Origin of the sequence: Paraburkholderia sp. BR10936, assembly GCF_040965735.1 — a bacterium.
Lineage (GTDB): Bacteria > Pseudomonadota > Gammaproteobacteria > Burkholderiales > Burkholderiaceae > Paraburkholderia > Paraburkholderia nodosa_A.
The window spans coordinates 114,546-127,391 of record NZ_JBFRCM010000016.1 but is presented as its reverse complement, the minus strand read 5'-3'; the positions used below and the strand labels follow the sequence as shown (position 1 = coordinate 127,391).

At 64.4% G+C, this 12,846-nt stretch carries 10 protein-coding genes; all 10 read right to left on the bottom strand.

Going from position 1 to position 12,846, the window contains the following annotated elements:
• Positions 1-64 precede the first annotated feature (64 nt).
• Entirely contained in the window at positions 65-925 is an 861-nt protein-coding gene (locus AB4Y36_RS29140; protein ID WP_368684819.1) for a glycine betaine ABC transporter substrate-binding protein, read from the bottom strand.
• 112 nt (positions 926-1,037) lie between these two features.
• A complete protein-coding gene (locus tag AB4Y36_RS29135) occupies positions 1,038-2,183 on the bottom strand; it encodes an FAD-binding oxidoreductase (protein ID WP_368684818.1) in 1,146 nt (381 codons plus the stop codon).
• Between the two features lie 35 nt (positions 2,184-2,218).
• Positions 2,219-3,460, bottom strand: coding sequence for an aromatic ring-hydroxylating dioxygenase subunit alpha (locus AB4Y36_RS29130; RefSeq protein WP_342946212.1), 1,242 nt, complete (start codon positions 3,458-3,460; stop codon positions 2,219-2,221).
• Positions 3,461-3,509: 49 nt separating this feature from the next.
• Positions 3,510-4,322 (bottom strand): electron transfer flavoprotein subunit beta/FixA family protein, encoded by an 813-nt coding sequence (locus AB4Y36_RS29125; RefSeq protein ID WP_368684817.1) that lies wholly within the window; start codon positions 4,320-4,322, stop codon positions 3,510-3,512.
• Positions 4,319-5,488 carry an electron transfer flavoprotein subunit alpha/FixB family protein gene (locus AB4Y36_RS29120; RefSeq protein ID WP_368684816.1) on the bottom strand — a complete coding sequence of 390 codons (1,170 nt, stop codon included), beginning with the start codon at positions 5,486-5,488 and terminating at the stop codon, positions 4,319-4,321. The genes AB4Y36_RS29125 and AB4Y36_RS29120 overlap by 4 nt, the downstream gene beginning before the upstream one ends.
• 4 nt (positions 5,489-5,492) lie before the next feature.
• The gene (locus tag AB4Y36_RS29115) at positions 5,493-7,421 is read right to left on the bottom strand and encodes a (Fe-S)-binding protein (protein ID WP_368684815.1); all 1,929 of its coding nucleotides are present in this window, start codon (positions 7,419-7,421) and stop codon (positions 5,493-5,495) included.
• Between the two features lie 3 nt (positions 7,422-7,424).
• Complete coding sequence (locus AB4Y36_RS29110; RefSeq protein WP_368684814.1) at positions 7,425-9,488, bottom strand: FAD-dependent oxidoreductase; 2,064 nt, start codon at positions 9,486-9,488, stop codon at positions 7,425-7,427.
• Positions 9,489-9,556: 68 nt separating this feature from the next.
• The gene (locus AB4Y36_RS29105; RefSeq protein ID WP_368684813.1) at positions 9,557-10,090 is read right to left on the bottom strand and encodes a DUF5943 domain-containing protein; all 534 of its coding nucleotides are present in this window, start codon (positions 10,088-10,090) and stop codon (positions 9,557-9,559) included.
• 94 nt (positions 10,091-10,184) lie between these two features.
• Positions 10,185-11,156, bottom strand: a complete 972-nt coding sequence (locus AB4Y36_RS29100; RefSeq protein WP_069267935.1) for a dipeptidase — start codon at positions 11,154-11,156, stop codon at positions 10,185-10,187.
• A gap of 50 nt (positions 11,157-11,206) precedes the next feature.
• Positions 11,207-12,490: a serine hydroxymethyltransferase gene (locus AB4Y36_RS29095; RefSeq protein WP_368684812.1), complete on the bottom strand. Its 1,284-nt coding sequence runs from the start codon at positions 12,488-12,490 to the stop codon at positions 11,207-11,209.
• Positions 12,491-12,846 lie beyond the last annotated feature (356 nt).

Sequence of the window (12,846 nt, the reverse complement as noted above, 5' to 3'; positions counted from 1 at the left end):
CGGCCCGTGATGGGCGCTGATCTGGCGGGGCCGCGGCGGGCCCCCTGCCGTTTTATTGCTGCGATTACTGCGTACCCGCCCAGGCATTCACACGGTCGCCATGCGCGGCGATCCACGTGTCGGCGGCTGCGTCGGGCTTTTCGCCGTTCTGGATCGCAAGCATCACGCTGTCGATCTCACCCGGCTTCCACTGGAAGTTCTTCAGGAACGTCACCACCTGCGGAGCCTTCTTCTCGAGCTCGGGGTTGGCCACGTTGTCCACGTGCTCGGCCGCGCCGTAGACGTTCTTCGGATCGTCGAGGAAGCGCAGCTTGTACTTGGCGAACATCCAGTGCGGCGTCCACCCCGTGACGATCACAGGCTTCTTCGTCCCCACCGAACGCGCCAGTTCGGCAGTCATCGCGCTGCCCGAGCTCGGCATCACGCTGTAGCTGAGGTCGTATTGCTTGACGGCCTCGTCGGTCTTGCGCATCACGCCCGCGCCGGCGTCGATGCCGACGATACGACCGCCGAACGCCGACTTGTCGGCGTTCAGATCGGTAATGCTCTTCGCGCTCACGTAGTCGGGCACCACGAGGCCGATCTTCGCGCCCGTGAAATTCGTGCCGAGGTCGACCACCTTGTCCTTGAATTGCGCCCAGTACGCGCCCTGTGTGACGGGCAGCCAGGCGGAAAGCGTCGCGTCGAGGTCGCCACGCGCCACGCCTTGCCACATGATGCCCGCGGCCACCGGCACGAGTTGCACTTGATAGCCGTAGCGTTTCTCGATGATGCGTGCGGCCACGTTGGACGTCGCGACGCTGTCGTCCCAGCCTTCGACATAACCGATCTTCAAGGTCGGCTTGCCGTCGGCAAACGCCGGGGCGTTCAAGCTCACCATCGCCGATAACACACCGGTCCAAAAGAGTTTTCCAGCCAGCTTCATGGTCGATCTCCTGTGATATGGGCAAGCGCCCCGTGCCTATGCAGATTCGCCCGCCACAATCTGCCGCTAACGTCGATTTACGACGTGTTCTTGTCGTTGCGCGACGTGCGCGCTATTTGTCGACGACGAGGTCGGACAGCGGCTTCGAGCAGCACAGCAGCGCCATGCCCTGATCGATTTCGCGCTGGCGTATGCCGCCGCTGTGCTTCATCTCCACTTGCCCGGAAACGAGCTTGACCTTACAGGTTCCGCACATGCCCTGGCTGCACGACGAAGCGAGGCGCACGCCGGCCTGACGCGCAGCATCGAGCACGGTCTGTCGTGCACCGCATTGAATCTCGCGGTGGCTCTTCGCGAAGGTCACCGTGAAGCTGGCCGTTTCGACCGACGATTCCGCCGGGGGCTGTTCCACCGGCGCCTCGGCTTGCGCCGTAAGCGTTTCGAATGAAAAACTCTCTTCGTGATAGCGTTCGCGCGCAAAGCCCGCTTCGTCGAGCAGATTGCGCACGGCTTTCATGTAGGGCGCGGGCCCGCAGGTAAAGATTTCACGCTCCATGAAGTCCGGCGCAATCAACTTCAGCAGCGGCAGCGAGAGAAAGCCGGTCACGCCGGACCAGTCGGTGCGCGAACCTACCCTTTCACAGACGAACGACGTGCGGAAATTCGCGCGGCTCGAAGCGATCAGCTCCAGTTCGCGCGCGAAGATGATGTCGTCGGGCGTGCGGGCGCTATGCACGAAAACGATATCGCGGTCCTCCGCGAGATCGTGGTGCGCGCGGCTCATCGACATCAGCGGCGTGACGCCGGACCCTGCGGAAAGGAATAGATACTTCGGCGCGGGGTGACGCGCACAGGTGAATTCGCCGGCCGGTCCGAGCACGCGCAGCGACACGCCAGGCCGCAGGTTGTCGTGCAGCCAGTTCGACACCTTGCCGCCCGGCACGCGCTTGACCGTAATGGAAATGGTATGAGGCCGTGCGGGCGAAGACGAAATCGTATAGCACCGGTTGATGGCCTCGCCGTCGATCTCGAGTTCGAGCGTGAGGAACTGCCCCGGCTCGAACGAGAACGTGCGGCCCTGCGGCGAGCGCAGGAAAAAGCTCTTCACATCGTGCGTTTCCTGCCATACGTGGCAGCACACGAGGGTCTCCTCGACCTCGCTCGTCCATCGCTCGGGCAGCGCGCCCCAGAACGCCGGGCGCGTCACCCGGCTGTCGCTGGCGTCGAGTGGATTGAATTGGGCCGCGTCTCGCATCATGTCAAACTCCGCTCTCTTTGCTTTACGCGTGTGCGTTATGCGCCAATCTGCCTGGCGAGGCGGCCGATATACCAGGCCGAGAACTTTTCAACGAGCCCTTCTGTGTACGGCGAATATGGACCCGGTTCATACGCACTGCTCGTCGCGCCGCGCTGCGAGTACTCCACGAGCGTGCGGTCCTGGTTGTTGGTCGCGTTCCACACGGCGGTGAGGTTCTCCACGTCGTAATCGATGCCTTCGCGCGCGTCCTTGTGAACGAGCCAGCGCGTGCGCACGAGCGTTTCGCCGGCGGAAAGCGGAATCACGGAAAACGACACGATGTGATCGCTCATGAAGTGATGCCACGAGTTCGGCTGCGTCCAGAACGAGAGGCCGCCGAGATCGGCCGTGCGGAATTCGCCGAGCAGCTTCTTCGAAGCGACCTTCGCGTCCAGCGTTTGGGACTCGCCGCAGCGGTCGAGCGGCAGGCGCTGCGTGCGAAAACCCGTGACATCCAGCAGCTTTTCGATTTCGACCGACGGCAGGTCCATCGCTTCCCACTGCTTCGCGCGCTCGTTGCAGGTGCGCTCGAACGCGTCCATGCCTTCCGCGTTGGCGTCCGTGCGCGCGTAGCCGAAGCCGTATTCGTAGAGCGAAATCGTCAGCTCGGGATGATTCGCCACGCAGTGATAGCACTCGCGATTGTTTTCCATCACGAGCTTCCAGTTGCCCTTCTCGATGATGTCCACCTGCGCGGCGACCTTGCAGCTAGCCAGGTCGTGCGGCAGCAGATACGGCTCCATCTCGGCGCGCATCGCCGCGAAGTCGGCGGGCGGCTCTTCGGCGAGACACACGAAGATCAGGCCCGCGAGATTTTCCACATGCACGTTCTTGAGGCTGTGCTTGCAGCGGTCGAACTGCTCGCCCATGTGCTCCGCGAACATCAGCGCGCCCGTGAGGTTGTAGGTCCAGCTGTGATACGGGCACACGATATTGCCCACCGACCCCTTCTCTTCGTTACACAGCCGCGCGCCGCGGTGGCGGCAGACGTTGTGGAACGCGCGCACCTGCATGTCGTCGTCGCGCACGATCAGGATCGAGTCGCCCGCCAGATCGACGGTCACGTAGTCGCCCGGTTCGGGAATTTCGGCTTCCGTGGCGACCTCGATCCAGTGTTGCCGGAAAATCGTCTCCATATCGAGCGCAAAAATCTCCTCGCTCAGGTAGAAAGGCGCCTCCAGGCTGTAACCCGCCTGGCGGCGCTCGATCAGCGCGCGAATCTCTGCCGTTACTTTCATGTGTGCTCCGGATTTTTCATCCCAGTTCGTTGCCGACAGGCCAGCAAAATCAGTAATCGATGAGTTGATGCTCCCGCAAATACGCGAGGATCACTTGTGCTTTTTCGACCGAACTCCCTTCAATTACGACGTTGCCGCCCCGGCTTTCGGTCGTGGTCGCCGAAAGCATGCGCGCGTGGCCCGAGCGTTTTTCCGCCGCGGCCAGCCGCACGGGTTTACGCTCGATCGGGCCAACCGTCCATGCGGAAGCGTCGGTCGATTCAGCGGCGCTGACGCGCATTGCGCTCGCGGGCCGTACCGCGCCCGCGCGCAGCCGCGCATAGGCGTACCGGGGCTGGGCATTCGCGAGCGGATGCACGGCGATCAGGGCGGGCAGCGCCGTCTGCACGCGGCGCCGCAGACCTTTGGGCAGAAACTGGCGCACCACGGCGGCGCGCGTCGTGACGTCGACGTCGATATCGACCGCGCCGCCCACGATCGGCAGGCCCAGCGCAGCCGCCACACGGTACGGCAGCATGCCGCTGTCGTGCGCGCCCTCGGCGCGCGTGCCGGTCAGCACGAGGTCGTAGCCGCGCACGCGCTCGGCGAGCACCCGTGCCGCGTCGCCGGAAGGCGTGCAGGCCAGCACCTCCACTTCGTGCGCGCCCAGCGCGAGGTATTCGGCGAGCGCGGGATCGGCGGCGTCGCCTGCGTGCAGCACGTCGAGACGCGCGCGATGCCGCTCGGCCAGCGTGCGCGCGAGGTCGAGCGCGAGCGCGTCGTTGCGGCTGTAACGCGGCGCGCCGCTCACGGGGTGCCGCCCCACCGAAACGAGTACCGCAATGCGCTCGATTCCACGTTGAGGATCATGGCGTGCGTTCATGCGGCGACTCCTGTGGAATGCGTTTCGTCACGTACGGCGCTCATGTCGGCGCGCTTTGCGCGTGCGGCTTGCACCTGCTCGATCAGCGCGGCGATCGTGCCCTGCGCGTCGCCGACCACGGTCAAGTTGGCACGCTTCGCAATCGGCGCGCTGCCGTCGAGATTCACGGCAATCACATGGCGGCAGTCCTTGATGCCCTGCAAGTGCTGCACGGCGCCCGAAATGCCGAACGCGATATACACGCTCGCCTCGACCGTCTTGCCCGTTGCGCCGACTTGCTTGTCACGCGTGAAGTGACCGTTGTCCACCGCCACGCGGCTCGCGCCGATCGCCGCGCCGAACGCGTCCGCGAGCAGACCGAACGCCGCAATGTCGGTCACGCCGTTGCCCGCCGAGACGATGAAATCGGCTTCTTCGAGTGCGACCTGGGCGGCGTCGATGGATTCGAGCCCGAGGTCCTTGTATGGCGACGCGAGGTCGGTAGCCGGCCGGATGAAATCGCCCGCGACGCGTTCGCCGGCGCCGACGAAAGGCAGTTTCGCCTCGACGGCGTTCGGCGCGAGCAGGATCACTTCCGGCAGCGAGCGTGCGGCCCACGCGCGCTTCGCCTGCTCATACACGCCCACATGCTTCGCATCGATCTCGACCACGTGAGTTGCCACGCTCGCACCCGCGGCGGCCGCATAGCGGCGGCCGAGGTCGCCGTCGCCGCTGGCGTTGTCCGGCAGGAACACGTGCTTCGGCGCGAGCGCCGCCGCGCAGGCCTGCAGCGCACGCAACCGGCTTTCCGGCGCGAACGTGCGGCGCTCGAAACCCGGCAGTTCGATCAGCTTGTCCACGCCGAGCGCCCCGGCATCGTCCTTCAGCTCGCCGAACACGAGCAGCGCGATTTCGGTATGCGCATCGGCCAGCAGCGCGGCGGCGGCAATGGCCTGGCACGCGTGATCGTCGAGCGCGCCGCGTTCGGCGTGCGCAACGACGAGCAGAACATGATCGGGATGACTCACCACGCGGCGTGGCTTCGCTGCGCTTGCGTGCGCGTGCTGCGCGAGCCACTGCGCATCGCTCGTGTCCGCGCTGCCGGCTTCGCCCAGCGTGATGCGCCTGAGGCCCGCGGCCGTAATGACAAAGGGGCGGCGCGGATCGATTCGTTTGAGGGTATTCATCGATTCACTCCAGCGAGGCGGCGACGAGTTCGGCCACGTCGAGCACGTCGGGGCGCGGACCCACGACGCCTTCGAGCATCGCCGTGCACTGCGGGCAGCCCACGGCGACGACTTCGGCATTGACTGCGCGCGCGTCGGCGATGCGGATGTCGGGAATGCGCTGCTTGCCGGGGATATCGGTGAGCGGCGCGCCGCCGCCTCCGCCACAGCAGCGTGCTCGCATGCCGTGGCGCTCCATCTCCACCACCTTGATGCCAATGGTCTTGAGCAGCTTGCGCGGTGCTTCGGTCTCGCCGTTGTAGCGGCCCAGATAGCAGGGATCGTGGTACGTCGTGCGCTTTTCCGCGAGCGCCTGCACGGCCTTGGGCGCGATGCGTCCGGTCGCGGCGAGTTCCGCGAGGTAGGTCGTGTGATGCAGCACCTCGTAACGCCCGCCAAGCGCGCGATACTCGTTGCGCAGGCTATGCATGACGTGCGGATCGGCAGTGACGATGCGCGCGAAGTTGAGCGACGCGAGCGTCGTCATCATTTGCTTCGCCATCTGCTGGAATGTGGCTTCGTCGCCGAGGCGACGTGCCACGTCGCCTGTGTCGGTTTCCCGCGCGCCCAGCACCGCGTAGTTCACGCCCGCCTTGTTGAGGACCTTCACTAGTGCGCGCAGCGTGCGCTGATAGCGCATGTCGAATGCACCCTCGCCCGCCACCACGAGGACGTCCACGCGCTTGCCCGGTTGCGCCACGGGCGCGTTGAGATCGACCGACCAGTCGTAGCGCGCGGCCTTGTCGTAGCCGCCTGCCGTGCCCGTTTCGCGCAGATTGGCAAGCACCTCAGGTCCTTTGCCCGGTACCTCGCCGTGCACCAGCGTCTGGTTGCGGCGCATATCGACGATGGCGTCCACGTGCTCGATCAGCATCGGGCACTCCTGTACGCAGGCGCGGCAGGTCGTGCAGGACCACAGCGTTTGCGCTTCGATCAGGCCTGAAACGATCGGGGCATTCGGCGCGCCGGCATGCTGGCCGACCTTGATGCCGGGCGTGGGGCTGCCTGCATAGGCCGCATCGGTGCCGCCCGCCATGCCCACCACGAGATCCTGAATCAGCTTCTTGGGGTTGAGCGGCTGGCCCGAGGCGAACGCGGGGCACGCGGCCTCGCATTTGCCGCACTGCACGCAGGCGTCGAAGCTCAGCAACTGGTTCCAGCGAAACTCGACGGGTTTCGTCACGCCGTATTCCTGCTTCTCTTCGATGTCGGGGAGCTTCAGCGCCGTGGGCGGCGTGGCCGTGCCGTTGCCGGTCCAGCCCTCGCGCGTGGCCGAAAAACGCTCCTGGCGTGGATGGAACGCGAGGTGCAACAGCCCCGCCACGGCATGCTTCATCGGGCCGCCGCGCGCCGCGCCGAACGTCATCGCGAACGCGCCCACGGCGATCAGCACCGCGCAGAGCACCGCGAAGCCGCCCGACATGGCGCCCGCCGGTACGACCGTGAAGAGCGCCACGCCCAGCGCGAACGAACCGAGCAGCCACGGCAGCGTATTCCAGGGCCCGCGCGAGAGGCGTGCCGGCACCGCCTTCGCGTGACGGCGGCGCCACACGAACACCACGCCGATCAGCATGGCGAGGGCCGCGAGAAAAACCAGTTTGTCGAGCCATGGCGAATAGATCGCGAATCCGTAGTTGACGAACACGAGCGCGAGCGCCGCGATGGCGCCGCCCGCGGTGGCGACGTGCGTCCTGGCGATGTACGGGTCGCGCGCCACCACGTGGTGCAGATCGACGAAATAACGTTTCGGGATACTGAACAGCTTGCCGACGCCGACGGAGCCAGGCGCGGCGGCACGCCCCATCCGCCAGAAAGCGGCCCGCTTCGCGACCGCGAATGCGAGCCCCGCCATCGACACCCACAGCAGCGCGGTAATGAGCCAGGTCGGATTCATGGTTCAGAAGTCCTTGGCGAGCCGCAGCGCGTCGTAGATCGCGCCGTGAATGTTGTGCAGGGAGATGCAGTCGCCCACGCGGAAGAGCAGGAAGCGGCCATTGCCGAGTTCTTCGGAAAGGCAAGGCTGCGCCTCGGCCGCGAAGAGCTTGTGCACGTCCACCTGCCCGCGATTGACTGACTCAGGTTTGAGCTTCCAGTACAGGGCGTCGTTGGGCGTGCTGCCGTTTTCGATCACCACCTGATCGACGGCGCGCTCTTCCTGTTCCTCCGTGTACTCGTTGCGCAGCACGGCGATCTTCTTGCCGTCTTCTTCGTACACACGGTCGAGCCAGTAATTCGGCGTGTGAATCACGCCTTGCGCATAGAGGCGGCGATAGAAGATCGGGAACGTGGTGCCGCCCACGTCGTCGGCGACCTTCACGTCCGGCGTCACGATCTCGACCTTCGAGCCGCGGCTCGAAATGAAATCGGCGACGCCTGCGCCCGCATGCGTGCTCACGCCGTCGTAGACGAGCACGTTCTGCTTCGGCTCGACCTTGCCGCTGAGGATGTCCCATGCGCTCACGGCGAGCCCCTCTTCCACGCCCCAGGCCGGAACCTGCTGCGTGAAGCTCGACCCGCCCGTGGCGAGCACGATGATGTCGGGCTTTTCCGCGAGAATGGTTTTCTCGTCGGCCGTCACGCCAAGGCGACGATCCACTCCAAGTCGCTTCGTCTCCATGTCGAACCAGCGCACGATGCCCGCCATCTGCTCGCGCTGCGGCGCTTTCGCAGCGAGCAGAATCTGGCCGCCCACGGCGTCGTTCTTCTCGAACAGCACGACATCATGGCCGCGCAGCCGCGCCACGCGTGCGGCCTCGAGGCCCGCCGGGCCCGCGCCGACCACCACGACCTTGCGCTTCGGGCCACGCGATTTTTCGATCACGTGCGGCATGGTCGCTTCGCGCGACGTTGCCGCGTTCTGCACGCACAGCACGTCGAGCCCGTTGTACTGGCGGTCGATGCAATAGTTCGCGCCCACGCACTGCTTGATCTCGTCTTCGCGGCCGTCGCGAATCTTGATGACCATGTGCGGGTCGGCGATCTGCGCGCGCGTCATGCCCACGAGATCGACCATGCCGCTCGCGAGCAGACGCTCGGCCTGGCCCGCGTCGCGAATGCTCTGCGCATGCATGACCGGCAGCTTGACCACCGACTTGATGCCCGCCGCGAGATGCACGAACGGCTCCGGCGGCAGCGCCATGGGCGGCATGCAGTTCGCGAGCGTGTTGTGCGTATCCGCGCCTGAGCCGATCACGCCGAGATAATCGATGAGACCCGTTTCCGACATCGCCTGTGCGATTTCCTTGAGCTGCTCGTGATCGAGGCCGTCTTCGTGGAATTCGTCGCCGCACATGCGCAGGCCGACGCAAAAGTCCTTGCCCACCGCTTCACGCACGGCCTTGAGTACTTCCACGCCGAAACGCAGACGGTTTTCGAGCGAGCCGCCCCATTCGTCGGTGCGGAAGTTCGTGCGGGGGCTCCAGAACTGGTCGATCAGATGCTGGTGCGCGGCGGAGATTTCGATGCCGTCCATGCCGGCGTCCTTCACGCGCTTGGCAGCCGCCGCGAAGTCGCCGATGATGCGGCGGATCTCCTCCACCTCGATGATCTTCGCGTTGCCGCGGTGCACGGGCTCGCGTACACCCGAAGGCGACATCAAATGCGGCCAATGCTCGCCGTGAAAGGCGGAGCGGCGGCCCATGTGGGTGGCCTGGATCATGATCTTCGCGCCATGGCGGTGCATGGCCTCGGCCAGACGCGCGAGCGGATCGATGATCTTGTCGGTGGCGAGATTCACCGACTTCCACCAGCCCTGCGGGCTGTCGATCGACACCGGGCTCGAGCCGCCGCATACGGCCAGGCCCACGCCCCCCTTGGCTTTTTCTTCGTAATAGCGGATATAGCGGTCGCCCGGCAGGCCGCCCGGCTCCGCATAGACCTCGGCGTGGGCCGTGCTGACGATGCGGTTGCGCAGCGTGAGCTGATTGAGCGTCAAGGGTTTGAACAGATTCGGGTAGCGCATCGCAGACGACCTCTGGCGTTCGTGTCTTTCGGTGTGACCTGTATTGCGGGGGGGGGGGGCGCGGCCGTTCAGGCGGCGATCGGCGAGACTTCGAAGACGCAGTGCGCGTGGCCTTCGGCGGCGCACTGCACTTCTTTCGATTGCGAACGCGGCGCGCTCTTTCCGCCTTCCGTCGTGTCGTTCACCCAGTCCATCGCGCCCGCGAACCAGCCCGCGAACATGTAGCAAAGCTTGCCTTCCTTGCCCGGTTGCGCGAGCACGAACGACGAATGACGCAATTCGATCTTCGCGCGCGCGGTGGCCGGATCGGCCTCGCGTATCGTGAAGAGGCCCCAGCCGCGCTGTGAAAGACGCTTCAGGTAATGCTCGAACACGGCCATGCCGGCAATGCCGTGCTTCTCGGCTTCCTTCGCGCACCAGTGGTACGCGGACTTGTAGCCGGCCTTGTAGAGAATCTCGGCGTACGCATCGCGGCCAAGCGCCTCTTCCACGGCTGTGTGGTTGTTAGTGAAGAAGTGACGCGGCACGTACAGCATCGGCAGCGCGTCCGTGGTCCAGACGCCCGTGGCGGGATCGACATCGATCGGCAGTTGCGGTTGCATTTCGTGGGGCTCCAATGACTCAACGAGCGTTTTTTAGTTAGGGTTTCTTATTGGTAATGATGGCCTTTCCATGCTGCACGGTCAGGCCCGGCGATCAACCGCCCCAGACTTCGCCGAACACGCGCATCCAGTTCTCGCCCATGACCTTCTTGATGCGCGTCTCGCTCCAGCCGGCTTTTTGCATGGCCGCCGTGAGATTCGGAAATTCGCCGATCGTGCGGATGCCTTCCGGGTTCACGACCTTGCCGAAGTTCGTGAGGCGGCGATAACGGCCCTTGTCGTGCGTGATCCAGTCGAAGAATTCGGTGCTGTAGCCTTGCGTGAAATCCGTGCCGATGCCTACGCGGTCTTCGCCGATCAGATCGACCACGTATTCGATCGCCTCCAGATAATCCTCGACGGTCGAGTCCGGGCCTTTCTTGAGGAACGGTGCGAACATCGTCACGCCCACGAAGCCGTTCGCGTCGGCAATCTCCTTCAACTGCTCGTCGGTCTTGTTGCGCGGGTGCTCCTTGAGACCCGACGGACAGCAGTGCGAATACGTCACCGGCTTCTTCGAGCACGCGATCGCATCCGACGACGTCTTGCCGCCCACGTGCGAAAGATCGACGAGAATCCCCACGCGGTTCATTTCCTGGATCACTTCGCGCCCGTAGCCGGAGAGGCCGCCGTCCGGCTCATAGCAGCCGGTGCCGACCAGGTTCTGCGTGTTGTAGCAAAGTTGCACGACGTTCACGCCGAGTTCCTTGAACACCTCGATATAGCCGAGGTTGTCCTCGAACGCATACGAGTTCTGGAAGCCGAAGATGATGCCGGTCTTGTTCTCTTTCTTCGCGCGCAAGATGTCGTCGGTCGTGCGCACGAGCGTGAGGATCTCGCTGTACTCGCGAATCTGCTGCTTCATCTGCGCAATGTTGTCCACGGTCTTCTGGAAGTCCTCCCAGACGGAAACCGTGCAGTTGACGGCGGTGACGCCGCCCTTGCGCATGTCTTCGAACACCGAGCGTTCGAACTTCGAAATGTTCAGGCCGTCGATGATGATGCTGTTGTCGTGCAGAGTGCTCATTAGCCGCTCCGAAACTCGCGAATGGAATTGAAAGGCGGTGGTGTGAAGAATCAGGCTTGCGTATAGATCGGGAAGCGTTCGCACAGCGCGAAGATCTCGCGGCGCACGCGCTGCTCCGTGGCGGCGTCGCCTTCGGGATGCGTGCGCAGTGCGTCGAACACTTCGAGAATCAGTCGCCCGATCTCGCGGAATTCGTCCACGCCGAAACCGCGCGTCGTACCCGCGGGCGTACCGAGGCGAATGCCCGAAGTCACAGTGGGCTTTTCGGCGTCGAACGGAATGCCGTTCTTGTTGCAGGTGATGCCGGCGCGCTCCAGCGCCTGCTCGACCTGATTGCCCTTGAGGCCCTTGGGCCGCAGATCGACTAGCAGCAGATGGTTGTCGGTGCCGCCCGTGACGAGGTCGACACCGCCAGCCTTCAGCACCTCGCCCAGTGCCTTCGCATTGGCGAGCACGCTGTCGATATAGGTCTTGAAGCTGGCTTCGAGCGCTTCGCCGAACGCCACCGCCTTGCCCGCGATCACGTGCATGAGCGGGCCGCCCTGCAGGCCGGGAAACACGGCCGAGTTGATCTTCTTCGCGATCTCCTCGTCGTTGGTCAGCACGAAGCCGCCACGCGGGCCGCGCAGTGTCTTGTGCGTGGTGGAGGTGACGACGTGCGCGTGCTCGACGGGGTTCTGATGGCGTCCTGCCGCGATGATGCCCGCGATATGCGCCATATCCACCATCAGCTTCGCGCCGACCGAGTCGGCAATGGCGCGAAAGCGCGCGAAGTCGAGTGCGCGCGGGTATGCGGAAAAGCCCGCGATGATGAGGCTGGGTTTGTGCTGCTGCGCGAGTTCTTCGACCTGGTCGTAGTCAATCAGCATGGTTTCGCGGTTCACGCCGTACTGCACGGCGTTGAACCACTTGCCGGAAAGCGCCGGCCTGGCGCCGTGCGTCAGGTGGCCGCCCGCGTCGAGCGACATGCCGAGCACCGTATCGCCCGGCTTGGCGAGCGCGAGCATGACCGAGCCGTTGGCCTGGGCGCCCGAATGCGGCTGCACGTTGGCAAAGCCGGCGTTGAACAGTTGCTTGATGCGGCTGATGGCAAGCGCTTCCAACTCGTCGGCGAATTCGCAGCCGCCGTAATAACGCTTGCCCGGATAACCTTCCGCGTACTTGTTGGTCAGCACCGAGCCTTGGGCCTCGAGCACGGCGCGCGACACGATGTTTTCCGACGCGATCATTTCGACCTGCGACTGCTGCCGCTCGAGTTCTTTCAGGATGCTGCTGCGGATTGCCGAATCGCGCTGCGCCAGCGTTTGCGAGAAGAAAGGTTGAGTGTTCGACATAGGGCTTCCGTGACGATGAATGAAGGACTTCCTGCAAGGCTGGAGGCCCCGTCGCGACTGGCTTGAGAGCGGCTTTGAACCCGCTTGACCGGCTGGGGACCGACGGTTCTATTCTTGTCGTTCGAATTGGCGCTCAACGTCGAAATTCAGACGCGTTCTTTTCCTTTTCCGCCATTCGCGTCCATTTTTCACAAGTGGCTACGTTAGAGCGCCCGCTAACGGTGCGCCGTGCCCCATGTTTCCCAATCCAGATTATTTATCGTGCATCGCAGTGCACCAATCCCGCACTCTCGGCCTATTTCCCGCGTCCGGCATTATTGACCAGATGACTCAGGGTTTTGCCGCATGGCACACTG

Excerpts from the sequence above, each read along its gene's own strand:
- AB4Y36_RS29135 (WP_368684818.1), bottom strand. The coding sequence starts at position 2,183 with ATGATGCGAGACGCGGCCCAATTCAATCCACTCGACGCCAGCGACAGC.
- AB4Y36_RS29095 (WP_368684812.1), bottom strand. The coding sequence starts at position 12,490 with ATGTCGAACACTCAACCTTTCTTCTCGCAAACGCTGGCGCAGCGCGAT.
- AB4Y36_RS29110 (WP_368684814.1), bottom strand. The coding sequence starts at position 9,488 with ATGCGCTACCCGAATCTGTTCAAACCCTTGACGCTCAATCAGCTCACG.
- AB4Y36_RS29115 (WP_368684815.1), bottom strand. The coding sequence starts at position 7,421 with ATGAATCCGACCTGGCTCATTACCGCGCTGCTGTGGGTGTCGATGGCG.
- AB4Y36_RS29100 (WP_069267935.1), bottom strand. The coding sequence starts at position 11,156 with ATGAGCACTCTGCACGACAACAGCATCATCATCGACGGCCTGAACATT.
- AB4Y36_RS29140 (WP_368684819.1), bottom strand. The coding sequence starts at position 925 with ATGAAGCTGGCTGGAAAACTCTTTTGGACCGGTGTGTTATCGGCGATG.
- AB4Y36_RS29105 (WP_368684813.1), bottom strand. The coding sequence starts at position 10,090 with ATGCAACCGCAACTGCCGATCGATGTCGATCCCGCCACGGGCGTCTGG.
- AB4Y36_RS29130 (WP_342946212.1), bottom strand. The coding sequence starts at position 3,460 with ATGAAAGTAACGGCAGAGATTCGCGCGCTGATCGAGCGCCGCCAGGCG.
- AB4Y36_RS29120 (WP_368684816.1), bottom strand. The coding sequence starts at position 5,488 with ATGAATACCCTCAAACGAATCGATCCGCGCCGCCCCTTTGTCATTACG.
- AB4Y36_RS29125 (WP_368684817.1), bottom strand. The coding sequence starts at position 4,322 with ATGAACGCACGCCATGATCCTCAACGTGGAATCGAGCGCATTGCGGTA.